A 24,009-nucleotide genomic window follows, 5' to 3' on the forward strand; every position below is an offset into this window, starting at 1 on the left:
CGCCTCACACACGGGCCGGTTCCGGGTCGCCGGAATGGCGGTACCAACTCGCCGGACCAGCAGTACCGACAAGCCCTATCTGCCAGCGGGGCGTCCAGCTCGAGGATCGAGACCATGCGTACGTGAAGCAGGGCACTGCCGAGTTCTCGCAGTACCTCGGCGAGCTGCGGTGGGCGCAGCGTTTCGCGCGGCTCAACCGTGACGAGATGATGGATCGATTCCTCACGGAACTGGCCCGGATCTTCCGCGACGACGACGCCGGCGAATCGGAACGCGTGAACTGCCACCACAACTACACCGAGAAGATCGAGCTCGACGGAAGGGAAGTGTGGCTCACGCGCAAGGGAGCCATCGACGCGACCGAGGGCCGTATGGGATGCATCCCGGGATCGATGGGCACCCGGTCGTACATCGTCCGAGGCAAGGGGAACGCGGACGGGCTGTTCTCCGCGCCGCACGGTGCCGGTCGTCGGATGTCGCGGACACAGGCCAAGAAGCAGTTCACCGCAGCCGACCTCGACGCGGCGATGCAGGGAATTGTCTACCGGCCCGGCGAGGCGTGGGTCGACGAGATCCCCGCCGCCTACAAGGACATCGACCGGGTGATGGAGGACGCCGACGACCTCGTCGAAATCGTGCACACCCTGCGGCAGGTGATGAACCTCAAGGGGACGTAGAGGGAGTCCGGAGGCAATGTTCTGATGGGAAAGTGCGTTATCCGCTTCTTCGTGGAGCGCGCCTTATCGGTGCCGGCGGGGTAGTGCGCCCCACGTAGCCGGAACCGGCTCGGTGGGGATGAGGTCACTTGTAGACGTCTCCGCGGTGGCCGATGCGTAGTACGAGCACAACGAGGGCATCGTCTTCGATGTCATAAATGACGCGATAGCCACCGACGCGGATGCGGAGTTCGCCGTCACCTCCGGCGAATTGGATCGCTCCGGACGGTCGCGGTGTCACGGCCAGCGCCTCGATCGCCCGGACGATTCGCTTCTGCTCGGTGGGATGAATTTCGCGCAGGGCTTTGGCAGCCGAGGGCTTATAGGAGATCGAATAGGGCATCAGACAAGCGGGGGCGCTGGTCTACAGGCCCAGTTCCGACATGAGGTCTTCGTGGGAGATGCTGTCGTCCTCGCGGCGAGCGGGAGCCGCGGCTTCCACGTCGGCCTGATCCTCCAGGGCCTGTAGGGCGCGATCGAAGAACTCCGGCGAGACGACAACGGCGCGACGACGGCTGCCCCGGCTAAGGATCTCCACCGGCGCCCGCTGTGCGGCATCGAGTAGCTCGCTCTGATTGGCGCGGAAGTTGCTAAGCGTCGTGGTGACCATTCCGCTAATAGTACATCTTGTACAATTAGCGGTCTAGTGGCCTGCGCGCGACATGGGCGCCGAGTCTGCTTCGAGACGTCTACCCTGTGGGTTTGACGTAATCCGACTTATCGGCGAAGCGCCGGTCTGCTTATCCGACGAACCCGCCGTTGGTGTCAGTGATCTGACAGCCTGCTGCGAGCGCCCGTACCCCAGTTTCAAACTCATCGATCTGGAGCTTTTTCGGCCCTCCCTGCAGTCGTTGGGGCTTGATGTCCAGGTCTCGAGCGGTGACCGCGACGGGGTCGTAGGGCATGAACCGAGGCAGAGCATGGTTCACCCAGGGCCATCGCCGGCCGGCTTCTTCTCCCTGGTGGTCGGACACTAGATTTGGGTCCTGCTCAGCGCTTTGGGCGATCTCCACCACGGCGACGCATCCGTGTTCCTTCTTGGAGTAGAGAAGGACCAGGTCGCCGGGTTCGCAAGATGGTCTTCTGCTGGAGGAGAACCATCCACCAGAGATCCAGTCATCCGGATCCGGAGTGCCGTCGAGCATTTTGATCCACAGCCCGACGTTGTCTTGGCGGGCCTCGTTGAGCAGTTGATCTACGACAGCGTCCAGGTCATTAGCGGGGCGGGGCGCAGGTGGGCCGGGACGTGGGTCGGGCGGCAACGCGGCCGCCTGGCGCTCAAGACGGTCGATGTCATCCTGCCCGACCTCAAAGCCCTCGTCCCACCACTGATCCAGGATGCTCTGCACCCGGGGCACGTCAGGGCGGGGAACGGTCACCGACAACTCCAAGTTGGAAGCCTGGGCGGAGCCCAGGCCGGCGCCGGTGAGGTTGGCCGACCCGATGATGGCGAACGAGGTACCCACCACGTAGGCCTTGGCGTGGAGCTGGGGGCAGTGTTGGATCATCACTCCCGCTTCGAACAGCCTGGTCAACCCCGCGATGGACAGGTAGTGGTTGGCCGCGGCTCGAGGATCGAGACAGGTGAGCAGGTACCACTCGTGCCTCGAGCGTTCGGCGAGTTCGGCCAGGCGCAGCGCTACCGGCTCGGACAGGTAGGGGCTGGCCAGTGTGACCTGCCCATTGTCGGAGTCCAAGGCCTCGAGCAGTTCGGGTTCGACGTGGTCAACGATCACGGTGGTCTCCTGGAGCTCATCAAGCCGGTCGCGGGGTTCGGTGCTTCGTATCGACGTCGGGTCCACGTTGTAGATCCGGCCGTCCTCACCGAGCATTACGCAGGTCTTGCCGTCCGACTCCCAGGCCGGGTCGACACCGTGATCCGGCGGTCCCGCGTACCGTCCGATGACCAGTCGCCCGTTTTGCCGCAGCCGTGGATGCTCGAGCTCAGGGCGCATGACGGTGCCCGCAATCCGTGCCCGGACCAGTATGTCGCCGGTCGGGGCTGGCACCCGCGGGTAGTGAGAGTCGTCCTCGGTCCAAGACAGCCCGCAATCGCCGCACCGGAACTCGTGCGTCACGCCGAAGATGGCGCAGCCGGCCGTTTCGTACCCGGGCGGAGGCGGGCCGGGGGGAAACCCCCACAGCACCCGTACCGTGTGTTCCGCTGAACAGGAGGGACACGGTGGCCGGCCTTCCCCCAGCAAGTCGGCTAGCTGCGGTTCGACAGGGGAGTGGAGACGGTCGTGGCAGTCCCGACAGACTGCGATTTCACTGAACACGTCGTCTGAGTGCTCCATAATGTGCCGTTCCAGGTCTAGCTCGGTGCGCTCGCACACCGGGCAGCCGTAGGCCGAATATTCCTCGGAGACCACGGTGAGCTGGGCGCACCGCGCATCGCTCAGCTCCCGCCACGAGGTCGGGGATTCGGCTTCGGCCCGGACCGCTGCCCGGACCTTGTCTGCCAGGTCGGGATCGATCGTGCCTGGCAGAGACGGCAGCGGATATCCAAGCCGACGCTCGACTGCGGCTACCGAGACACCGTCCGGGTAGAACTCGATGCTCTCGAAATCGAGCCCGTCTGGGCTGTGCGGCCCGTCGATGATGTGGTCCCATTCGACGATGGCCGGCCTCGCCGATCCGGTGACGTGGAAGATCTCATCACCGGGGGCGCACCCCTGGGGAAGAAGCCAGTCGACATCGTCCAGATCCACCGTGTCGTCGCCGGTGAAAAACGCCACCGCCTTGTGAGCCGGCGTGAGCACTGAGACGTGCAGCTGGTTGCGGGCAGTCGTGGCAGGGGCCATGCCTGCCGATGGTAAACGTCTCAGCGGCTAACGCGTCGGTCACTGTATCGGCCTTTGAGATCGCCTAACCCAGCTGACCTGCACACTTTACGGAACACACATTATCGGCACTTCCACGCGTAGGCGGAAGCCCCGAAGGGATCGCCTGGCTGCGCCTGCGTGGTTAAGCCAGGCAAGTCCTGGTCATACGGCCCGAACTGATGCGGAGGTGTTGCGCTCGATGGTCAGGAGTTCGAGCAGTTCGTCCTCGGTCACGACTTCGATCGGCTGTCCCTTGGCTCGCAGTTCGAGGGCTTTGCGGGCTTTGCCGGTCTGAAATTCCGCGAGGTCGTCGCCGCGGAATCCATCGCCGATCACCAACACGGTGGTCTTTCGCGTCAACCCCTTGGCGGGTGTGGCTCCGACGTTTGCGACCGCGTCACAGGCGTCTTGCCTGGTCATGCTGCCCAGACCTCCAGTGAAGACCACAACCTGACCGTAGAGAGGATGCCCGGGATCGGCGTCGATAGACGCCTCGGGAATGACTAATGGGCCGCGAGCAGCGTGACTGGGGGAGCGGAGAGCGCGAGTCTGCCTGCACGGGTCCCAGCCGCCGGCAAAGAGACGACCGAGGTTCACCGTCAGCGCGGCGGTCAGGTGCGTCAGGTCTGCACACTCGTTGCGGTCGGCGAGCGCGAGCAGGACACCGGCGCACGCGCGGGCATCCGCCGCGGCGTCGTGATGGCGCTCAAGCGGCACGCCCAGGTGAGAAGCCACGATCGGCAGTCGGTAGGACACCAGGTCCAAGGCCTGCCGGGCCATGACGAGTGTGCAGCCGTAGGTCCACTCCGGCCACGGGTGTCCAGAGGTCTCGCATGCGTAGCGCACCACGCTGGTGTCGAAGGAGGCGTTGTGCGCCACGACGGTGTGCCCGTCGAGGTACTGCGAGATTTCGGGCCACAGTTCACCGAACCGGGGCTTGTGCTGGACCATCTCCGGGGTGATGCCGTGGATGGACACATTGCGGGCAAAGAACTCGTCGTGTCCCTCGGGGGGACGGATCAGCCAGCTACGTTCGTCGGTGACGACGCCGTTGGTGACCACTGTCGCGCCAAGCGAGCAGATGCTGGCACGGCTGGAGTTGGCAGTTTCGGTGTCGAAGGCGACGAATGTCATCTCGGAGCTCATCGGCCACCCACCGGCAGAGGCCGAGCAGTCGGACTGGAATCATCGTTGAGGTAGTACCTGAACTGTCGAGGATGACTCTTCGGCAATCCTGGGTCTCGAGGCAGTGGGTAGGCCGCTGTGAGACGAATCGATTCCAGCTTGCCCCACCCGGTGGCCAGGTCTTTGACGGTGACTCCGAGAGCGAAAGCTGCGCGCCCCTGGCCTTCCCGTGAGGCCTGCGGGTTAGGGGTCCGGGTGGTGAGCGATGCCAGGTCGGGCCAGCGTGGTTCGGTCAGGGCGCCCAGTCCTTGCCGCTCAGGCGATTCGAGAACCGCGGTGAACCGGTTCTTCAGCTCGGCGATCTCAGCCTCAACCCTGCCGATTGCGTCTTCCACGGTGAAGTACCCGGCGATCTCCGCCTGGTCCACTTCGGGCATCGGGTCGTCCGTCGTCTTGACGACGAGCCGGCCCCCAAGAAGCGCCCGGAGAAGCTCGCGGTCGTTGCGTTCAACCGTCCAGCCGCCGAGCTGGCGGGGCAAGTCAGCGGCGCCGTTGACGTCGATGAGGCAGACGTAGAAGCGGTCTGCCGTCAGCTCGACGCACGCCACGGGCGGGAGGTAGTCCATGTGTCCCCTTGAGGTTCCGGAGGGGTGTTCACATGGGAATTTACCGCTCAGTGCATCCGCGATGGCGGGTTTCTAAATTTCTTCGAAGAAGTCCTCGTCGATGCGATGCAGCACGACGGTGTGCGATTCCTGCACTCCGACGCCGTACTGGACCAGCAGGCGGGCCAGTCGAGCTCCGTCGATGAGTTCGATGCGGGCGTTGATTCGCTCGGCTTCCAGTAGGGCGCCGCGGGTGAACGACGAGGTTGTGATGAAGACGCCTCGGTCGCCTTGTTTGCCTAGGAGGGCGCCGGCGAATTCGTGGATGCGTGGGCGGTCGACGGTGCGGTCGAGGGCGTAGCGCTTGGCTTGGACGTAAATGCGGTCCAGTCCGAGGGGGTCTTGGCTGATGATGCCGTCGACGCCGGCGTCTCCGCTGGCGCTGGTGCGCTCCACGTTGCCCGCCCGGCCGTAGCCCATTTTCTCCAGCAGGCGGATCACGAGGTCTTCGAACCCGGTGGGGGACAGGGTGAGCGCTCGGTCGAGGAGTTCGGTTTCCAGGGTGGCCTGGTTTTCCAGGACCGCGGCGTCGATGAGGTCTTGTGGGGTGGCGATCGAATCGTCCAGGTCCACCGGGGGTTGCGGTGTCTTGTTGCCGTCTCGGTTCCGGGCTCGGTCGCGGAAGGCTCGGAAGGGTTCGAACTGTTCGAGCACGGTCAGGTCGACACGGTCGGGGTGTTCTGCGAGGACACGGCGCCCCTCGGCGGTGATGACCGAGTAGCCGCGCCGTGGGCGGTGGATGAGCCCTGCCTGGGCCAGGTAGGAGGTGGCCCAGCCAACCCGGTTGTAGATCAGACGTGAGCGCCCCGAAGGGGTCATCTGGGCCCGCTCTTCGGCGGTCAGGTTGAACTGGTCGGCCATCGCTTCTTTGAGGTCGCGCAACCGATGCTCGCCTCCGTCGGCGAGGTACTCGAGGACCGGCCGCATCAGGGTCTGATAGTCCGGGATCGTCACTGGGAGTCCTCGGTGGTGAGGCTTGCGACGAGCCAGTTGGTTTCGGTGGCCACGGTGGTGACTCTGGCGATCAAGTCGACGATGTACTTCGGATCGCCGATCTCGTCGCACCAGTCGTTGGGGTCGTTGACGATGCCGGAGGGTTTGTCGGTCTTGACCTGCCACCGATCGATGACCCAGCCAAGCGCGGAGCGGGAGCCGAGCATGTAGTCGTCGGCCTCGGGTGGGATGCCGGTGATCGTCACCTTCGAGTTGTAGATGATCGTGGTCGGGTCGTTGACGAGCTTGCCGGTCTCCTCATCGCGGATGCGGCCCCACTTCATCTTCGACACCCGCCAGGTCTCGCGGTCCTCGGCGGAAGCGCCCTTTCTGAGTTCGACCTTCACGGGGTACGGCTCGACCTTCTCGTAGTTCATGTGCAGGTCTGCGAGCATTCGGCCCACACGCGTGACCGTCTCGAACCGGTCCCGGGTCTGCGGGGTCGGAATGTGCGGCAGCATCTTCTTCAGGTCAGCGGCATAGTCAATTCGGTAGTACGGGTCATGCAACTGGCCGTACACGTAGTAGAAGATGTCGTCCTTGCTCACCTGAGGGCCGACAGCCTCGCGGTAGATCGCGAGGATCTCATCGGTGATGTTGTCGACCCGGCGATACCCGTACTCGTCGACCTCGGTGTGGTCGGCGAAGTTGAACCCGCCATCTGTCGCATCGACCTTCTTATAGGTCCACCGGGGGAAGAACTGACCGCCACTACCGGCTCCGGTGACATGCAGGTCCGGCAGGGTTCTGAGCATCAGGACACTGAACGGAACGGCCGAGCCATTTCCTACTTGGTAGAAACCGATGTTGGTGTGGTGGGGGGTCGGGAACATCGACGGTGTCTGACCACGTTCGTGGTTAAGGATTCGATCGAAGTACGCGTAGGACCGCTGGAACGGACGGTAGGTGCTGGTTACTACCTGAGCGGGGGAAAATTGTGCACGCGTTCCGCGGGCCGTGTGCGTGCGCAGACTACGGGACCATTTGATGTAGGACGGGTCGGCGGCAGCCGGGCGAGCGTCGAGAAAAGCGGTGACGGTGGCTTCAGTGCGCTTGATGATGCCCTGCTCAGTGCAGTACTGGTCGAACTCGCGCAGCTCGTGGTTGTAGTTGTCGATGAGTCGGCGGACGTTGGCCTCAAGCTTGCGCGCGGAGAAGTTGTACACCCACGCGTCTCTCGCCGTTCCCAGCCCCAGTGAGTACCGCTGGAACACCCGGAACTCTGGCTCCGCGCCCCTTCCCCGGCTTCCCAGTATCGGCCAGGTAGAAAACTCATCGCTCCGCTGGCCGACCCAGTCTCCGTAGCTGTTAGGGGTTATCGGTGTCCAGTCGATGCTGCTGAGATCGGAGTCGGCTACGACGTGGAGCTTGTCCTCGCGGCTGAGGTAGTCACCGATGTCGCGGTAGCGGATCTGACACGGGCCGATATGAGCGGGGTCTTTCACTCCAATAAAGATGGCCACGGTGTTACGGCTTCCCGCACCGAACACCTTCCCTCCCTCCTTGCGGGAAAGCTCGCCTGCAGTGCGCTGATTACCCCGGAGATTGAAGACGTAGACGTAGCTGTACTCGTCGGCAAGAGTGAGGCGAATGCCGTCGGCGGTGTTGCCGTCGATCCAGCCACCGTTGGAGACGAAGGCCACGACGCCGGTGTCTCCGATTCGGTCGGTGGCCCAGCGGAAAGCTCGGAGGTAGGAGTCGTAGAGGCTGTTTTTGTTAGTCCCGGTGGAGCGGGCCGCGTAGGTCTCTGCGATCCGGGCGTCGAGGTGCGGGTACTTGACGTTGGCGTTGAGGTCGTTCGCCGACCCCTGCCCGACCGAGTACGGGGGGTTGCCGACGATGACGTTGATCGGGGTTGCAAGCTGGCGGGTGATGCGCTCGTTGTTCGCGGGGAAGATCCTGAGGTCGAGCTCGTCACCGTGCTCATGGATCTGGAAGGTGTCAGCGAGCACAATCCCGGGGAAGGGCTCGTAGTCGCTTGTGTCGGTGTGACCGGCGATGGAGTGATAGGTGGTCTCGATGTTCACCGCGGCGATGTAGTAGGCCAGCAGCATAATCTCGTTGGCGTGGATCTCCCCCGCGTACTTCCGCGCCAGGTCAGCAGGTTGGATGAGCCCGGACTGGAGCAGTCGGGTGATGAAGGTGCCGGTGCCAGTGAAGCCGTCGAGGACGTGCACGTCTTGGTCGGTCAGGCCGCGACTGAAGGTCTCGCGGAGAGCTTGGTCGGCGGCGCGGAGGATGAAGTCGACAATCTCCACTGGGGTGTAAACGATGCCGAGGGCGTCGGCCTGCTTGGCGAATCCGAGCTTGAAGAACCGCTCGTAGAGTTCGGCGATGACCTGCTGTTTGCCTTCAGCGGAGTTGACCTCGGAGGCGCGGACGCGGACGGAGTCGTAGAAGGAGTCGAGCCTGGCGGTCTCCGCGTCGAGGTTGGCGCTGGCGAGTTGGTCGACCATGGTCTGCATGACCTTGGAGACCGGGTTCTGGGCGGCGAAGTCGTGGCCCTCAAATAGGGCGTCGAAGACGGGTTTGGTGATCAGGTGCTGGGAGAGCATGCTGATCGCGTCGTCGCGGCCGATCGACTCGTTCAGGTTTGCCCGCAGGCCGTCGACGAAGTCGTCGAACCCCTGCGCCAGTTCGGGGCCGGCAGCGGCGAGGGTCGCGTTGATGCGGGTGATCTGAGCGGCGGCAATGTCGGCGACATCGGCGGCCCAGTCTTCCCAGTAAGTGCGGGTGCCGACCTTGTCGACGATCTTGGTGTAGATCGCCTCAGTCCACTCAGACAGCGAGAACAATGCCATTTGCTTGGTCTGCTCGGCATCGCCCGAGCTGTCGGCGTCGGTGTCATTGGGGGAGTCTCCGCTGCTGGTGGACTCGTCGGTGGGGCCGATGTGTCCGCCGAGGAGCTGGTCGACGCCCTGGCCGGTCTTGTTCCGGGTCTTGGAGTTCAGGGCGATGGAGTTGACCATCGCGTTAAACCGGTCATCGTGGGCTCGCAGGGCGTTGAGGACCTGCCACACGGTCTTGAATCGCCGGTTGTCATTCAGTGCCTCCGACGGCTTGACGCCTTCGGGTACGGCGACGGGCAGGATGATGTAGCCGTAGTCCTTGCCTGGTGATTTGCGCATTACGCGACCGACAGACTGCACCACGTCGACCACGGAGTTGCGGGGATGCAGGAACAGCACCGCGTCCAGGGCGGGTACGTCTACGCCTTCGGACAGGCAGCGGGCGTTGGTCAGGATGCGGCACTCATTGGCATCTGGTTCGGCCTTGAGCCAGGTCAGCTCCTCGTTGCGCTTGAGGGCGTTGAAGGTGCCGTCGACGTGGTGCACCGAGCAGTTCAGGGACCGGTTGGTGTCGGAGACATCGGCGCCGTCGTCCTCGGCATCACGTAGGAGGTCTTGGTAGGACTCCACGACCCGGGGCAGCATCTCGGCGACCTGCTTGGAGGACTTGATGTCGCGGGTAAAGGCGACGGCTCGGCGCATTGGCGGCTCGCCGGGGGCGAAGCCTTCCCCGGTGGGGGAGCTGCCGGCTCGTTTGGCCAGTCCGTTCCAGCAGCCGACCAGCTTGGAGGCGTCATCGAGTTTGAGCTCACCGGCATCGGCCAGATCGGATTGAAGCCGGCTGGCCATGACTGATTCGTCCACCGTCAGGACCAGGACCTTGTAGTCGGTGAGCAGACCCCGCTCGACGGCCTCGCCGAACGAGAGCCGATGGAACTCGGGACCGTACGTCTCTAGGTCATTCATGGAGGCGATCTCCGCGGAGTGCTCCTCTGCCTTGCCCTTGGTCTCATCATTGAACAGCCGCGGGGTGGCAGTCATGTACAGGCGCCGGCTGGACTTGAGGAATTCCGCGTCATGCACCGCAACAAAGTTTGAGGGATCTTCACCGGCGAGGGTGACACCGGTGGTTCGGTGAGCTTCGTCGCAGATCACCAGATCGAACGGGTCCACACCAAGGCCTTGGGCTTTGGAGACCGCGGGCAGTGATTGGTAGGTGGTGAATACCACCGTCATCCCCGCTGCCCGCTTGCGGTAACTCATCTTCTCCGCGAGTTGCTCTGGGCTGGTGGTGACAGGAATGGCCACATCGGAGGTGTCGTAGTCCTCCGCTGCACGAGAGACCTTGGTGTCCGAGCACACCGCGAACGCCCGTATGTCGAGCTCGGAGCGGGCGGTCCACTCCCGCAGGGTCTGCGACAGCAGTGAGATAGAGGGGACGGCGAACAGGATCCGGGCCTTGCCGCCGTTGTCCTGGGTGAGCTTTTCGGCGATCTTCAACGACGTGAAAGTCTTACCGGTGCCGCACGCCATGATGAGCTTGCCCCGGTCATTGCCCTCAGCGAAGCCGCGGAACACCGCCTCCAGAGCTTCCTGCTGATGCGGGCGCAGCGTGTAGTAGACGGGGCTAGGTTGACTTGGAGTTCGCCCTGGGGCCAGGCGATGTCCCAATCGATCGCCGACTGGGCGAGGTCCTCGAGCGAGATCCGCTGGACCGGGATGGTCTGCCCGTCGAGGGCGTCCTCGGCGTGCTTGCCCCACTTGTTGGTCGTGGAGATGATGACCCGGTTGGTGAACGGGGACTTGCCCGAAGCAGTGAAAAACGAGTCCAGATCGACCTTCTGCAGATAGTGATTTGGCTCGTAGAACTTGCACTGGATGGCGGTGTACTCACCGGTGTCGCGTTCGCGGGCTACCAGGTCGATCCCGGTATCGGGCTTGCCGTCCCGGCCTGGCCAGTCGATCCACCGCCAGACCTTGTCGTACTGCTGCGACAACATCGGGTCGAGTTCGAAGTAGCGCACCATGAGCTGCTCGAACTTCGTTCCCCGCTCCACGTTCGTCGGAGCCTGACGGAACGCCTCGATCACCTCATGCACAGAAGCCATGACGACAGTCTTACAAGACGATGTTCACTGGTATCCGTCGGATGGGGCTCTTTAACGACTGGATCTATGTTCCAGCCATCTCAGCAGCTCAGCTCCGCTTCGGGGCCGAGCTGGGCAGGGGGATCGTTTGTAGTCGGGCTCTGACGTACTCGGCGAAGTGGGGCGCCTGGGCTTGCCTGAGCTTGTCGGGCAAGGAGAAGCTGTGGCCTTTGCCTGTCCAGTGGATGAGCTGGGCGGTGATGACGGCGTCGACCACCTGGGGGGCACTGTCGGCGACGAGGGTGAGGAACTCGTCAGCGGTGTGCACCTCATAGGGGCATTCGTCAGGGTCGGGGTACAGGCCGGTGAGACCTGTGCGGTCGTTGGTGACGATGATGGCGATGCCTTCATGGATGGCGGCGCTGTGGACGTGAGCGTCGTACTCGTCCGGGTAGGTGACCGACTCGTCGATAGGGAAACTGCTGATGCGGTTCTCGCCCATGGAGGCCATCAATCGATCCCGGAGCGCTTCGATCTGCTGAGACGAGGCACGGGGGAATCGTTTTCGGCGGTGGTACACCGCTTCGGCGAGGATGTCCTCGGTCCAGTGAAAGGTCCATGAGCCGATGGTTTCGGTAGCGATGAGGCCGAACCAGGAGTGAAGTGTGGCGGAGCACCAGATGTTCGCGTCGGGAAGAACCGAGTGAGGTCGCACGATCGCCATGACCGTCACCCTATAAGTGCCCGGCGACACCGAGGGTGCCCGCAGGGTGTCGCTGGGCAGGGGTCAGGGGTTGTTGCTGGCGAGCTCGTCTTCCAGGTCCATGACGTCGAAGACGGCCTGCTGGCGTTCCAGACGTAGCTCATCCTTTAGTGCCAGAACGTCAGCGCTACGCAGTCGATGGTGCGAGCCCACTTTGTGGGCGGGGATACGTCCTTCGCGGACCAGTTTCATCAATGTTGGTCGCGAAAGACCCAGCAGACCGGCGGCTGCGGTGGTGGTGAGGTTCTCGGGCATGGCCGCGATCGAGACCGGGCGGCCCTCTGCCATCGCTTCGAGCACCAACTCGAAAACTCTCGCCACCTCGACAGGAAGTTCGGAGTCCTGACCGGTACCAATCTGGACGGGCTGCCCACCGAGTGATTGCACGAAGTCGCGAGCGGCAGACTGCTCGTCCGCAGAGAGCAAGACCTCGTTGGTGGCTGCAATCGTGATCGTCATGGCGTCCCTCCTCGGCGACTCTGGGGGTCGTGTACTGGATGTGCGCTCCACGGTACGCAGTTGCACTTATAAGTGCAATAGTGCCCATATTGCACGAAGTTTGCACACAGGGCTACGAGCAGATGCGTCCCTTTGGGGTACACCCGTGCGGGACAGCGGGGGATCTGCAATCAGCGTGTGTCTTTCGCCGTTATACGGCGGGGATCTGTCGACGCTCTGTGGCGATATCCGCTGATGGCGATACACGCGAGCACTGGTCTGGTCACAGATAGCGGCAGACGGTCGTGGCGTCGCAATTGGTGGGATCGCTTGTGGTGGCGCTGTGGTGAAGGTGCGCGACTGTGTGTCGTAGTGCTTGCAGGTCGGCGATTTGGCGGTCCAGGTCGCCCAGGTGGGCTTCGAGTAGGGCGTGCACGTGCTGGCAGGGTGCGACTCCGGCGTCGCGGATGTCGAGGATCTCGCGGATCTGGGCCAGGGTGAGCCCAGCGGTGCGGCCGCGGCGAATGAAGTCCAGGCGCGCCAGGGCCGCAGGGGTGTAGTCGCGGTATCCATTGGTGGTGCGCGCAGGCGCAGGTAGCAGGCCGGCTTCTTCGTAGAAGCGCAGCGTCTTGGTTGTGGTTCCGCTGGCCACGGCCAGCTCACCGATGCGCACAGTGGCCCCTATCTCGGCTCTCGTCCATGTTCTCCTTGACCTTCCCCTGCGCTGGAACGTCCACTATGGGCGCTGAAGATTGGGCACGCGAAGGAAGGGGCGGAAATGGGTGTGGACTACGACGTCGATCTGGCCGTGATCGGCTCAGGAGGCGCGGCGATGTCAGCCGCTATCGCGGCCAGTCAGGCCGGCAGGAGTGTCGTGCTGGTTGAGCGCGGTGTTCTCGGCGGGACGTGCGTGAACATCGGCTGCGTGCCGTCCAAGACGCTCCTGGCGGCCGCCGGGGCCCGGCACGCCGCGCTCACCAATCCCTTCAAAGGTGCCCCAACGTCAGCCGCACCGGTGAACCTCGGGGATCTGGTGGCCCAGAAGGACTCACTTATCGAGCGCCTGCGTGATGCGAAGTACGCCGATGTGGCCGCCGCCTACGGCTTCGAGGTCCTTTCTGGCCAGGCCGCCTTCCTGGACAGGGAGACCCTGGCCGTCGACGGCCAGGCGCTGCGGGCCCGGGCCTATCTGGTCGCCACCGGCGCCACTCCCGCCATCCCGGACGTGGCCGGCCTCGACTCTGTGGCCCGGCTGACCTCCACCACCGCGATGCAGTTGACCGAGCTGCCCGAGTCCCTCGTCGTCATCGGTGGCGGGTACGTCGGGATGGAGCAGGCCCAGTTGTTTGCCCACCTCGGTACCCGGGTCTCTGTGGTCGGGCGTCTGGCGCCGCAGGCCGAGCCGGAGCTGGCCCAGAGACTTCGGGAGGTCTTCCTAGACGACGGCATCACCGTGGTCGAAGAGCACGCGGCCACGGTGGCCCGCGAGCCAGGCCCCGCCGGAGAGGTTGTGGTGACCACGGAGTCGGGCGAACAGGTGCGCGGCGCGCGGGTCCTGGTGGCCACCGGACGCATGGCCCGCACCGACGGCCTGAACCTGGTCGCTGCCGGTGTGGACGTGGACGATCGCGGCTTTGTCGTGGTCGACCAGACCCAGCGCACCTCCAACCCGCGCATCTGGGCCGCCGGTGACGTCTCGGGGGCTCCTCAGTACGTCTACGCCGCCGCTGCCAGCGGTCGGGCCGCCGCGCTCAACGCCCTAACCGAGGACAGAGACCCGCCAGCAGCTCGGGTCGACTACGCCGGATTTCCTGCGGTCGTATTCACCCGGCCCCAGCTGGCTTCGGCGGGGTTGACCCAGGACGAGGCCCTCGCCCGAGGGCACGCGTGCGACTGCCGCGTCCTGGACCTGTCCGATGTCCCCCGGGCGCTCGTCCAGCACGACACCCGCGGCGCGGTGAAGCTCGTCGCCGACGCCATGAGTGGCAAGATTCTGGGCGTGCACGCCCTGGCGGACGGGGCCGGGGAAATCATGCTGGCGGCCACCTACGCCATCAAGGCCGGCATGACCGTCGACGATCTGGCCGAAACCTGGGCACCGTACCTGACCATGAGCGAAAGCTTGCGCATCGTGGCTGGCCTCTTCCGAAACCAGATGCCGACGTCATGCTGCGCCTGAAACCCACAGCCCCAACGGGAAGGGCGAGGGCTGACGCGGCGGCCGCCTGACGCCGTGAAGATGCCTTGTAAACGTAAAGGTTTTCAAGACACCCGACACCGTCCAGGACGGCGACCACTTTTGAGCAGTTTTCCTGGCTCTACGGCCACCCGCCGGTGTCTCATTAAGTCATCTTGGCGACATTCGTCTCAGGATCGGCCTCGGTAGGGGTTTATGGGACAGAATCGGGCCATGAGGCATCTGGGGTACACCCGCGTCAGTACCGCGAGTCAGGACGCGCAGTTGCAGTTGGATGCACTCGTAGATTCCGGGGTTCAGAAGCGCGACGTCTTCTCCGACGTCACCTCGGGGAGCCGGACCGCGATCGAGCGCCCGGGGATGAAGCGGCTGATGGACTACATCGAGCCCGGCGATACCGTCGTGGTGTGGCGCATTGACCGCCTCGGCCGCTCCCTGATCGATGTCCTCAATACCGTGAACCTGCTTCGCGACAAGGGCGTGAAGATCCGGTCGCTCTCGGACGGCATCGATCCGGAGACCACCTCCGGCCGGTTGATGCTGGGCATGCTCGCCACCCTGGCCGAGTACGAGCGCGAGCTCATCACTGAACGCGTCAACGCCGGCATCGCCGCGGCGAAGCAGAACGGCACGAGGTTCGGTCGGCCCCCGGTCGATCCCGCAGTGATCGCCGAAAAACTCGACATCGCCCAGGACGCCCGAAGAAAGGGCCGCACCGCCGCCGAAGCGGCCAGCTTGGTCGGATGGTCCCGCGCCACCCTCTACCGCCACCAGCAAGCCGCCCGAGCCCTCGAGGCGCTCGAGCCTTAATGCAGGTGGCGCCGTCAGGTATCGCCGCTAGAACGCCGCCACCGAGCAGCGCGATTTACCGGTACACCCGTGTGGGACGATATGCCGCCAACCGTCCCCGCTGTATCACGGGGTCGATGTGGCCTTTATGAAACGTCCTCCCGTCGGGTCTAGTATCTATTGATACAGATTCGGGCGAAAGGGTCTCCTCATGGCTGATCGGATCGGGACGCTCTTGAACCGTTCGGGTGATGGTGGCGAGGAGGTGCTCATCGTCAGCCGCGGGAGCGTGCGGACTCGGTTCCGTCGGCGGGACGAGTTGGGTTGGAACTTTCGGGTCGAGTCGACGGACTCGGAAAACATCGTCGAGGGGAAACCGAAGCCGGATCCGAAGTCGGCTCGCCGGGCCTCGCGTCCGCGCGGGCAGCGGGTGGCGTACGTGCGGGTGTCGGCCGCCGATCAGAACGAGGCGCGCCAGCTCGAGGCGGTGGGGGAGTGCGATCAGGTCTATATCGAAAAGCAATCCGCTCGCTCACGCGCTGATCGCGTGAAGCTCGCTGAGTGCATCAGGTATCTGCGTGACGGTGACGAGCTGGTTGTTGCGTCGATGGACCGTCTCGCTCGTTCGTTGGTCGACCTCAAGCAGATCGTCGGCGAGATCACCGCGAAGGGTGCGAGCGTGGAGTTCGTCCACGAACGGGCCACCTACGCCGCCGGCGCCCAGGATCCTCGAGCAGACCTGATGCTCTCTCTGCTTGGGGCGTTCGCCGAGTTCGAGCGGGCCATCATCCGTGAACGCCAAGCCGAGGGCATCGCTATCGCCAAGGCGAAGGGCAAGTACAAGGGCCGCAAGCGAGTCCTGACGGCCGAGCAGATCGACAAGGCCCGCGCCCGCATCGAGGCAGGGGAGGGGCCGACGGCAATTGCCCGGGACCTCGGAGTGGGCCGTTCCACGCTCTACCGTGCACTTCAACGCCCAAAGTCGCAGACGGCTGACGTGTAGCGGCAACCCGTCTATTGCGCGACGAGGCCTGGTCTACACGTGTACGAGACAGTGCGGATCAACCAGACGCCGTCCTGAGCAGCGCGAAACCCAAGGCAGGCGTGACCACAAGCCGTCACGTTAGGCGATCGTCTATTGCGACGCCCGTTCAAAGGCGGTGTCAGTGTTTGTGACACGTGCGGCCCGCCAACCCCACCGCGTTCCTCGGCTGCGGGAGCCCACGCTGGATAAGGATAGTGCCCCGTTGGGTGGTGGGATTCGGATCGGCGTTTAGCCCCGGTGATTCATGGAGTGTGAGGACTGCTACTGCCGGGTACCGGTGGGTTCGATTTCGCCTACGTGAGTATTCGCTCTTCTGAGGGCCAGTCATATCGGGCCTGGGAGCCAGCGGCGGCTTGACGCGTTGGACGCCGTCGGAGCCACCGTTATTCGGCTTCAGAGCCACCTTCTTAGGCTCCTCCCGCTGGGTGTAACGGGCACCTGGCGGAAGGAGCAGTTCCCAATGGTAAGGAAGATCAAGGCGAAACTCGTTTTGCAGTTGCGGGCCGAAGGCCTGTCCGGGCGGGCGATCGCGGCCTCGCAGCAGATCTCGCGCAACAGCGTCGCGGCAGTACTGGAGGCCGCCGATGCCGCCGAGCTCAGCTGGGACGACGTCGCAGACCTACCGGACGGCGAGGTGTACTCGCTGTTGTTCCCCGGACGGGGTGAGCACGACAGCGTGTTCGCCGAGCCCGACTGGGCCGAGGTGCATCGGGAGATGGCCCGGGTCGGCGTGACGATGAAGCTCCTGCACGGCGAGTACACCGACCTCTGCGCCAGTTCGGGCTCCCCGGCGATGGGCTACGACCGGTTCTGCAAGCAGTACCAGCAGCACGTGCAGGTCGCCGGGTTGGCCTCTCGGGTCGGGCACAAGGCCGGGCAGACCGTCGAAGTGGACTGGTCTGGCCCGACGATGCACCTGACCGATGCCGTCACTGGCGAGGCGAGGCGGGTGTATCTGTTCGTTGGGTGCCTGCCGTTCTCCCGCTACGCCTTCGTCGAACCCACCCTGGACATGAAGCAGGACACCTGGCTGCGCGCTCACGTGGCGATGTTCGAGTTCTTCGGCGGCTCGGTCCCGCGGATCGTGCCGGACAATCTCAAGACCGGCGTGATCACCCATCCCCGTGAGGGCGAGATCGTCCTCAATGACGCCTACCGGGAGATGGCGGCGCACTACTCGGCCGCGGTCCTGCCGGGCCGGGTGCGCAAACCCAAGGACAAGCCGAGCGTGGAGAACACCGTCGCGCACGTGGCCACCTGGGTCATCGCCGCCCTGCGGACGCGGACGTTCGCCACGCTGGCGGAGTTGAAGTCCGCGATCTCCGGTCAGCTGGAGGCGTACAACGCCGAGCCGTTCCAGAAGCGGGCCGGCTCGCGGGCCAGCGTGTTCGCCTCGGAGGAAAAGGACCTGCTGCGACCACTGCCGGCCACCGGGTACGAGATCAGTCGCTGGGTCTACGGCCGAAAGGTCGGGCGCAACGGCCACGTGTCGTTCGCCCGCAACTACTACTCGGTGCCGTACCCGCACGTGGGCGCCAAGGTCGACTTGCGCATCACCGAGTCGATGCTGGAGGTGCACCGCGGCCACCAGCGCCTTTCGAGCCACGTGCTGCTGCCCGAGACGGTAGTCAACGCCTACCGCACCCACGATGCGGACTTGCCGGCCGGGCCGAAGTACCGGCAGTGGGACCAAAGCAGAGTCCGTGAATGGGCCGAACGAGTCGGCCCCTCGGCGCTGGTCGTCACCGATCGGATTTTCGAATCGGTGCCCGTCGCCGAGCAGGGCATCAACCCCGCGCTGGCCGTCTTGCGGTTGACCCGCCGCTATTCAGCGGAGCGGGTCGAGGCCGCGTGCCGGATCGCGTTGGCCGGGCCGATCCGCTCTCCGCGGTACGCCCACCTGCGCCCGATCCTGGAAACCGGGCAGGACAAACCCGCACCACCGACCGGCAGGGCCAGCCAGGACCGGCCCGCCCAGGACGCCGGCGGATATGTGCGTGGAGCCGACTACTACGCCGCAGGAGGTGCCCGATGACCCGGCTCGATCCCGAGACGCGCCGCAAGCTGCGCGAGATGGGCGCCACCTCTCTGTTGGAGGCGTTCGAGGCCCGCGATGAAACCCTCATGCTGGGAATGGGGTTCGAAGACCAGGTCAAGATCGTCGTCGACGAGGCCCACTCCTCGTACACCCACGCCAAAGTCGAGGGCCTGATCCGGCGAGCCGGCCTGCGCTATCCGAACGCCGACCTGCGGCGGTTGGACATGCTCCACGAGCGCGGCCTGGACCAGGGCGTGATCGCCCAGCTTGGTGCCTGCTCGTTCATCGACCGGCACCAGAACGTCGTCTTCCAGGGCTTCACCGGCTCCGGCAAGTCCTACCTCGGGTGCGCTCTGGCCAAGCAGGCCTGCACCCACCGAATCCGGGCGCACTACATTCGGATGCCGGATCTGGCCGAGACGTGGGCGCTGGCGCAAGACAAGCCGAACGGCAAGACGACGTTCCTGAAGAAGTACGCCGCCTTCACGCTGCTCGTGCTCGACGAATGGCTACTCGACCCGCCCGACGAGGGCATGCGCAGCATGCTGCTCGAACTCCTCGAGCGCCGCTACGGACACGCCTCGACGGTGTTCTGCACCCAGTACGCCCAGAAGGACTGGCACCAGCGCCTCGGCTCCGGAGTCCACGCCGACGCCATCATGGACCGCATCGTCCACAACACCCTCTGGATCGAAACCGGCACCTTCAACATGCGAGAACACACCGCCGTGAACTAACCCCCGGGACCGGCGCACGAGAGCCGGTGGCTCCCACCCCATCGGCCACCGGCTCTCAAAGTCAATAACGGTGGCTCCCAACCTCAATATCCAGCGGCTCCCAAACCCTCAAATACTCACCTACGGGCATGCGGCAGCGCCAGCCGGCACCCCCGCACGCCCAAATCCCCACCCGGACGCCACATCAGTAGGGGACCAGATTCCTCAACCCCCGTGAATCACCGGGGCTAGTTCAGGTTGAAGGTCATCCGGCCGACTTCGCCGCCGCCGTAGATCGCGGCCAGCTCGACCGGGGTGGTCAGGTCTGAGAGCTCATACGCCACAGCGTTTGGCACGGTGCCGCCCGGTTTGATGGCTGCGGTCTGAGAATCCAGAAACGCGGGGTCGGGCAGCATGCCCACCCCGAGCTTGTTCACCAGATCCGAGTCGTTGTCTTGGTAGACCTCAAAACTCACGACGAACTCCGTCACGGGCGAGACCTCCCTGTTGGAGGTGCCGAGATTCGTAGTGTTGTACCAAATCGCGAGCACAGGCGAATCGCCGTACTCATTGCCCTCGGCTCCCTGGGCTGTGTCAAGGATTGTGGACAGGTCCTCGGTGATTTCGGGTGTGTCAGGCCGCCTCGGTTAGGTCCTCGGCGGTGGGATTGTGGGCGTCGGCCCATGCCTGGGCCGGGGTGCGGTAGCCCAGGCTGGAGTGCGGTCTTTGACGGTTGTAGAACACCTCGATGTACTCGGCGACGGCGAACCGTGCTCGGGCGCGGGTATGGAACACCTGCTGGTGGTACATCTCGTTTTTCAGGGTGGCGAAGAACGTCTCCGCCGCGGCGTTGTCCCAGCACACCCCGGTGCGGCCCATCGACTGCACGAACCCGTGCTGGGTGCAGTAGGTGACGAATTCGTCGGAGGTGTACTGAGACCCGTGGTCGGAGTGAAATATTGCCCCTTCGGCGGCTTGGCCCTGCGTACGGGCCATTTCCAGGGCGTCGACGACCAGGCTGGCGCGCATGTGCTCAGCGGTCTGCCACCCGATCACCTTGCGCGTGGCCAGGTCGATCACGGTGGCCAGGTACAGCCACCCCTGGCCGGTGCGTAGGTAGGTGATGTCGCCGACCAGTGCGGTGCCGGGGCGGTGACTGCTCGGGGCGAAGTCGCGGCCCAGCTTGTCGGCGAAGACTTGGGCTTTCTCGTCCGGGACGGTGGTGCGTTTGTAGGCCTTGCGCTGGATCGCCGCCAGGTCGAGCTCGCGCATCAGGTCGGCCACGAGCCCCACCGAGGCCGGGTGCCCCTCGTCATTGAGAATGGCAGCGATGCGCCGGCACCCGGCAGTGCCGCGCTGCTTATGGAAAACGCGCTCGACCTCCATCTTCAGCGCTTCGCGGCGCGCCTGGGTGGCTGTAACCTGCCCGGCGCGGGCGCGCCACGCGTAGAACGACGAGCGGGCCACGCCGAGCTGGGCGCACATCCAGTCGATCGGAAAGTTCGCCTTCTCCGCCTCGATCAGGACTGACTTCTCGCATCGTCCTGCTCCCGGGCGAAGAAGGCCGCGGCTTTTTTTAGGAACTCATTTTCCATCTTCAGCTTGCGGTTCTGCTCCTCGAGCTCGGCCAGCCTGCCGTGGTCGGCCGGACTCATCGACGTGTCCGGCTCCGGATTGGCCTGCCGGTGCTTCTGAACCCAGTTGCCCAGGGTGCCCGGGTTGATCGCCAACTCCCCGGCCACCTCGGCAATCGAGCGGTCACTCTGCAGGACCAGCTGCACCGCCTCGGCCTTGAACTGCGGACTGAACTTCCGCCTCGAACTCGCTGCCATGATCTCGATCCTCTCGCCTCAAGAGGTTGTCCAAAATCTTTGATACACCCCACCCGGCTGGATGACGCGATAGTCGTTGACACTGATCGTCACCTCGGGGGTCGTCAAGACGCCGTCCTGGAAGGTCGCGCTCGCAGGAGATTCCGCCTATGGGACGTCAACCTCAACGGCGCTTTCGCTGGTGAATCCGCCCGACGTATCTGACCCGCTACATCCTGCGAGTGCGATGGCTACCGCGAGCGTAAGCGGAGCTAGAAAGGCAAAAGGTTTTTTCATAGACACGATCATGCCGCACTTGCGTCGCTCCCCTGAACTAGCCTGAACTAGAGATGAATCGCACGTCGCAACCCACGTGGTGCAACCTCGTTCAGTTTTTGCCCCGTGATCAGCAGCAGTGCCGCACCAGCCCCATGTCCGGGAAATCGGGTCAGGGTCCAGTCGGTCTCCTCAGCAGTTGACGTACCGGATGGGGTTCTGGGACCCCGCGGTGAAGTACCGCGACACATCAGTGCCCACAAAGGAAGCCATCGACGAAGCGGATCGTCCGGAAAAGCGCCAGCGCTCGGCTTCGGCAGCAGAGACGATTCTCCATTCTTCCTCACGCTTGTGGTGCTTTCCGCCTTCCCAGGAATCCTGGTCGATCTCGTAGACGGCGCGGACGACGCCGTTGCTCACGGCGAAGGCGTAGCGGGCCTTGCCGCGGCGCTCTCCGAGCTTCCACCACTGTCGGGTCGCTTCGTATAGGCCCTGTCCACCGTCGATCTCACTGATCGTCGGTGTCCACAACCGCGAGATCCGGATGAGCAGACTCGGTTCCGTGATGTCTGGCGCGCGCGGTGCGGTGTACTCCGAAACCAGCGTCGGCAGGTCCATGAGACCGACCTGGGCGCTGCGGTGGCCGCTGACGATGTTGGTCAGCGGTTCCGCCGCGTCGTCGTCGCTCAGGATGTTGGCGAGCTTCATGGTGTCGATGACCGCGGCCTCGATCTCGTATGCCAACTTTTCGCTCGGGATGCCGTGCCTGATCACGTAGACACCGACTGACCTCCCCGACTTCGTAATGTCCCGGATGCGGTCGAGTTTGACGTTCATACCCTCGTCTTGCTTGATCGCCGCCGCACGAGCGTGCGCGAAGATCCTCTCGCCATGCCCTTTGCCGACGTAGAAGATCTGTTCTGTTCGCGGGTCCACCAGGGCGTACACGTAGTAGGCGAGCTTCTCGGATACACCGGTGGGGAAGCTGTCCATCGTCGTGAAGTTGTTCATTAGCACAGTGTGCACGTCAGAAGCGGCAACTACGGAAAACTGATTTCTGGCGCTTAGGTGGTACTCCGGGCTGGTCTGTTTCGAGGTGAGGGGAGTGGTGCCCCATAGAGCGTGCAACTTGGTGGGAGCTTGACCTGGCACGGTCTGCCTCGTGCTCACTCCGTCCCTGAGGCAATCGAGTGCAGTGCCCTCGTGAGGATCGGCACCGTCGCCCCCCAGGCGTCGGCCTCGTGTCGGCACGCCGCGGTCTCATCGTCGTCGCCTTTGTTGTCGGCGGAGCGAGCTGACTCGTTCCACGAGATCATCTGCTCCTCGCACAACCTGATACACCTGAGGATCAGCGCCTGGTCGCAGTGCATCAGGCGTGCGACGAGGTCAGGGTCGAGCTCGGTGGAATCTTCGTTGTCCATGTGGATGAGGGCGAGGAGTTCTTCGGGCAGGGGCTCGGCGTCTTCGGCGTCCTCATCGGCATCCGGATCGTAGTCGGACGGTTCCATGTCGCGATGGTTCTCGGCCCACTCGCCGAACATGGTGGCGCCACCTGTCATCTCGGCGAGCTCATCGTCCACCGCGTCGACGGTCGAGCTCAGCAAATTCAGCACCGTGTAGAGGTGGCGGGGGACGAAAGGAAGCGCCGGGAAGTCGCACGAGGCGATGATGCTGTCGCCGACGATCTCGAATCTGGCGAAGAAGGTCTGCGCGTTGAGTTCCACCAGCCTCTCGACCGCGAGAGCAGGCCGCCGCATACCGGAGACGACGAAACCGAGGACCTCGATGATGCCTTGCTCGTACGGGCGCACCTTGATCATGGTCGTGCCGACCCGGATGCTGAAGGACCCGTCCTCGGAGGGCGCTCGGTAGGCGCCGAAGTGATTCCGCATCGCCTGGGAGAGCGCCCACCGCAATTCGTCGAAATCGCGTGGGTGGAAGGCGTCGTCGACGGGTAGCGGGTCTTCGCCCTCGTGCGGATCGAATGGCTCCGATCCTCGACTGTGGAGATCGTCCTCTCGAGGTGCGGGGTCGAGGAAGTCCGGATGGGGCACGCCGAAGACGGAGCGGAGTGTCGCCACGATGAGGGTTGCGACCGCGGGGTTGCTTGACTCCTCGACGACGAAGAAGTTGGGGATCTGGTCTTTGTCCATGGGGGGAGTCGGCGGAAGCCATCCCAGGTGGAGTAGGTCACCAATCTGGTGGGGTTCGAGTCGGTACCTGCCGGTGAGGACCTGATTGCTCGATACCTCTGCGAGGACATGCTCACCGTCACTCGAGGTCGAGATCTGGAAGTACGGGGTCGTGTCGTCGTCCGATTCGGTGAGCGCAAAGGAGAAATGGCTACCGCGCTCGAGCTGTTTGATCCGTGTGGCGAGCAGGTGCTCGTACTCATCCCATGCTCCGCCGATGAGGTCGTTGATGCCCGGTCCTTCTCTCATGCCCTGAGAGTAAAGTTCATGTACGACAACTTCTCCGGATTAGTGATCCTTGCCCGATCCGTCGGCTTTCCGAAAAGCTGGACCCGGCCGACGTCCGAGGGGGTCGAGTCTCTCCGGCCTTCCATTGGCACGCACCGATTTCACTACCGACCCGCTGGCACCTGCGTGATGGCCTCCGATACCTCGTCGCGGTAGTGGGGGTCCAACCGCAGCTTGACATAAGGGGCTCTTCCGGATCCGGAGTGCGTAGCTGGGGTTCGCCGGTGATGCGGTGAGGCACAAGATGTAGGGGTCC

18 protein-coding genes and 2 pseudogenes are annotated in these 24,009 nt (G+C 64.2%); 6 read left to right on the forward strand and 14 right to left on the reverse strand.

The window, feature by feature from the left end; genetic code table 11:
* Positions 1-95: 95 nt before the first annotated feature.
* Positions 96-677 (forward strand): annotated as a pseudogene (locus KHA85_RS08900) (RtcB family protein); the annotation flags it as partial.
* A 124-nt stretch (positions 678-801) separates the two neighbouring features.
* On the opposite strand, the gene KHA85_RS08905 reads toward KHA85_RS08900, so the two are convergent.
* The 10 genes and pseudogenes from KHA85_RS08905 to KHA85_RS08950 all read right to left on the reverse strand — a co-directional run bounded on the left by KHA85_RS08905 (position 802) and on the right by KHA85_RS08950 (position 13,074).
* Complete coding sequence (locus KHA85_RS08905) at positions 802-1,059, reverse strand: type II toxin-antitoxin system RelE family toxin (RefSeq protein ID WP_213185518.1); 258 nt, start codon at positions 1,057-1,059, stop codon at positions 802-804.
* Positions 1,060-1,080: 21 nt separating this feature from the next.
* Positions 1,081-1,326 (reverse strand): type II toxin-antitoxin system prevent-host-death family antitoxin, encoded by a 246-nt coding sequence (locus KHA85_RS08910; protein ID WP_213185519.1) that lies wholly within the window; start codon positions 1,324-1,326, stop codon positions 1,081-1,083.
* Positions 1,327-1,456: 130 nt separating this feature from the next.
* A complete protein-coding gene (locus KHA85_RS08915) occupies positions 1,457-3,520 on the reverse strand; it encodes a phospholipase D-like domain-containing protein (RefSeq protein ID WP_213185520.1) in 2,064 nt (687 codons plus the stop codon).
* Positions 3,521-3,703: 183 nt separating this feature from the next.
* Positions 3,704-4,675, reverse strand: coding sequence for an exonuclease domain-containing protein (locus KHA85_RS08920; RefSeq protein WP_213185521.1), 972 nt, complete (start codon positions 4,673-4,675; stop codon positions 3,704-3,706).
* An 8-nt stretch (positions 4,676-4,683) separates the two neighbouring features.
* Complete coding sequence (locus tag KHA85_RS08925) at positions 4,684-5,292, reverse strand: hypothetical protein (RefSeq protein ID WP_213185522.1); 609 nt, start codon at positions 5,290-5,292, stop codon at positions 4,684-4,686.
* 72 nt (positions 5,293-5,364) lie between these two features.
* A complete protein-coding gene (locus tag KHA85_RS08930; protein WP_213185523.1) occupies positions 5,365-6,285 on the reverse strand; it encodes a restriction endonuclease in 921 nt (306 codons plus the stop codon).
* Positions 6,282-11,221 (reverse strand): annotated as a pseudogene (locus KHA85_RS08935) (DEAD/DEAH box helicase). Before KHA85_RS08935 ends, KHA85_RS08930 begins: the two are co-directional and overlap by 4 nt.
* Positions 11,222-11,309: 88 nt before the next feature.
* Positions 11,310-11,924 carry a PIN domain-containing protein gene (locus tag KHA85_RS08940; protein WP_213185524.1) on the reverse strand — a complete coding sequence of 205 codons (615 nt, stop codon included), beginning with the start codon at positions 11,922-11,924 and terminating at the stop codon, positions 11,310-11,312.
* Between the two features lie 63 nt (positions 11,925-11,987).
* Complete coding sequence (locus KHA85_RS08945; RefSeq protein WP_213185525.1) at positions 11,988-12,422, reverse strand: helix-turn-helix domain-containing protein; 435 nt, start codon at positions 12,420-12,422, stop codon at positions 11,988-11,990.
* Between the two features lie 262 nt (positions 12,423-12,684).
* Entirely contained in the window at positions 12,685-13,074 is a 390-nt protein-coding gene (locus KHA85_RS08950) for a heavy metal-responsive transcriptional regulator (protein ID WP_213185526.1), read from the reverse strand.
* Between the two features lie 105 nt (positions 13,075-13,179).
* On the opposite strand from KHA85_RS08950, the gene merA reads away from it, so the two are divergent.
* The 5 genes from merA to KHA85_RS08975 all read left to right on the forward strand — a co-directional run bounded on the left by merA (position 13,180) and on the right by KHA85_RS08975 (position 19,207).
* A complete protein-coding gene (gene merA, locus KHA85_RS08955) occupies positions 13,180-14,580 on the forward strand; it encodes a mercury(II) reductase (protein ID WP_213185527.1) in 1,401 nt (466 codons plus the stop codon).
* 231 nt (positions 14,581-14,811) lie between these two features.
* Positions 14,812-15,408 (forward strand): recombinase family protein, encoded by a 597-nt coding sequence (locus KHA85_RS08960; protein WP_182641728.1) that lies wholly within the window; start codon positions 14,812-14,814, stop codon positions 15,406-15,408.
* Between the two features lie 190 nt (positions 15,409-15,598).
* Positions 15,599-16,390 carry a recombinase family protein gene (locus KHA85_RS08965; RefSeq protein WP_213185528.1) on the forward strand — a complete coding sequence of 264 codons (792 nt, stop codon included), beginning with the start codon at positions 15,599-15,601 and terminating at the stop codon, positions 16,388-16,390.
* A gap of 502 nt (positions 16,391-16,892) precedes the next feature.
* Positions 16,893-18,467 (forward strand): IS21 family transposase, encoded by a 1,575-nt coding sequence (gene istA / locus KHA85_RS08970; RefSeq protein ID WP_213185529.1) that lies wholly within the window; start codon positions 16,893-16,895, stop codon positions 18,465-18,467.
* Entirely contained in the window at positions 18,464-19,207 is a 744-nt protein-coding gene (locus tag KHA85_RS08975) for an ATP-binding protein (protein ID WP_213185530.1), read from the forward strand. The genes istA and KHA85_RS08975 overlap by 4 nt, the downstream gene beginning before the upstream one ends.
* Positions 19,208-19,434: 227 nt before the next feature.
* Here the strand turns inward: KHA85_RS08975 and KHA85_RS08980 are convergent, their stop codons facing one another.
* The 4 genes from KHA85_RS08980 to KHA85_RS08995 all read right to left on the reverse strand — a co-directional run bounded on the left by KHA85_RS08980 (position 19,435) and on the right by KHA85_RS08995 (position 23,714).
* A complete protein-coding gene (locus KHA85_RS08980; RefSeq protein WP_308936904.1) occupies positions 19,435-19,809 on the reverse strand; it encodes a DUF5067 domain-containing protein in 375 nt (124 codons plus the stop codon).
* Positions 19,810-19,819: 10 nt separating this feature from the next.
* Positions 19,820-21,018 (reverse strand): IS3 family transposase gene (locus KHA85_RS08985; RefSeq protein ID WP_213185532.1). Its coding sequence is split into 2 segments (ribosomal slippage): positions 19,820-20,763 and positions 20,763-21,018, totalling 1,200 coding nucleotides; the frame shifts between segments, so codons are not numbered across the junction.
* Between the two features lie 447 nt (positions 21,019-21,465).
* On the reverse strand, positions 21,466-22,284 hold the full coding sequence (locus KHA85_RS08990; RefSeq protein WP_213185533.1) for an LEM-3-like GIY-YIG domain-containing protein: 819 nt from the start codon (positions 22,282-22,284) through the stop codon (positions 21,466-21,468).
* Positions 22,285-22,439: 155 nt separating this feature from the next.
* Complete coding sequence (locus KHA85_RS08995; RefSeq protein WP_213185534.1) at positions 22,440-23,714, reverse strand: T3SS (YopN, CesT) and YbjN peptide-binding chaperone 1; 1,275 nt, start codon at positions 23,712-23,714, stop codon at positions 22,440-22,442.
* Between the last annotated feature and the right edge of the window lie 295 nt (positions 23,715-24,009).

Origin of the sequence: Dietzia massiliensis, assembly GCF_018390595.1 — a bacterium.
Taxonomy (GTDB): domain Bacteria; phylum Actinomycetota; class Actinomycetes; order Mycobacteriales; family Mycobacteriaceae; genus Dietzia; species Dietzia massiliensis.

Coding starts and splice junctions, on each gene's coding strand:
- KHA85_RS08905 (WP_213185518.1), bottom strand. CDS start 1,059: ATGCCCTATTCGATCTCCTATAAGCCCTCGGCTGCCAAAGCCCTGCGC.
- KHA85_RS08910 (WP_213185519.1), bottom strand. CDS start 1,326: ATGGTCACCACGACGCTTAGCAACTTCCGCGCCAATCAGAGCGAGCTA.
- KHA85_RS08915 (WP_213185520.1), bottom strand. CDS start 3,520: ATGGCCCCTGCCACGACTGCCCGCAACCAGCTGCACGTCTCAGTGCTC.
- KHA85_RS08920 (WP_213185521.1), bottom strand. CDS start 4,675: ATGACATTCGTCGCCTTCGACACCGAAACTGCCAACTCCAGCCGTGCC.
- KHA85_RS08925 (WP_213185522.1), bottom strand. CDS start 5,292: ATGGACTACCTCCCGCCCGTGGCGTGCGTCGAGCTGACGGCAGACCGC.
- KHA85_RS08940 (WP_213185524.1), bottom strand. CDS start 11,924: ATGGCGATCGTGCGACCTCACTCGGTTCTTCCCGACGCGAACATCTGG.
- KHA85_RS08945 (WP_213185525.1), bottom strand. CDS start 12,422: ATGACGATCACGATTGCAGCCACCAACGAGGTCTTGCTCTCTGCGGAC.
- merA (WP_213185527.1), top strand. CDS start 13,180: ATGGGTGTGGACTACGACGTCGATCTGGCCGTGATCGGCTCAGGAGGC.
- KHA85_RS08960 (WP_182641728.1), top strand. CDS start 14,812: ATGAGGCATCTGGGGTACACCCGCGTCAGTACCGCGAGTCAGGACGCG.
- KHA85_RS08965 (WP_213185528.1), top strand. CDS start 15,599: ATGGCTGATCGGATCGGGACGCTCTTGAACCGTTCGGGTGATGGTGGC.
- istA (WP_213185529.1), top strand. CDS start 16,893: ATGGTAAGGAAGATCAAGGCGAAACTCGTTTTGCAGTTGCGGGCCGAA.
- KHA85_RS08975 (WP_213185530.1), top strand. CDS start 18,464: ATGACCCGGCTCGATCCCGAGACGCGCCGCAAGCTGCGCGAGATGGGC.
- KHA85_RS08990 (WP_213185533.1), bottom strand. CDS start 22,284: ATGAACAACTTCACGACGATGGACAGCTTCCCCACCGGTGTATCCGAG.
- KHA85_RS08995 (WP_213185534.1), bottom strand. CDS start 23,714: ATGAGAGAAGGACCGGGCATCAACGACCTCATCGGCGGAGCATGGGAT.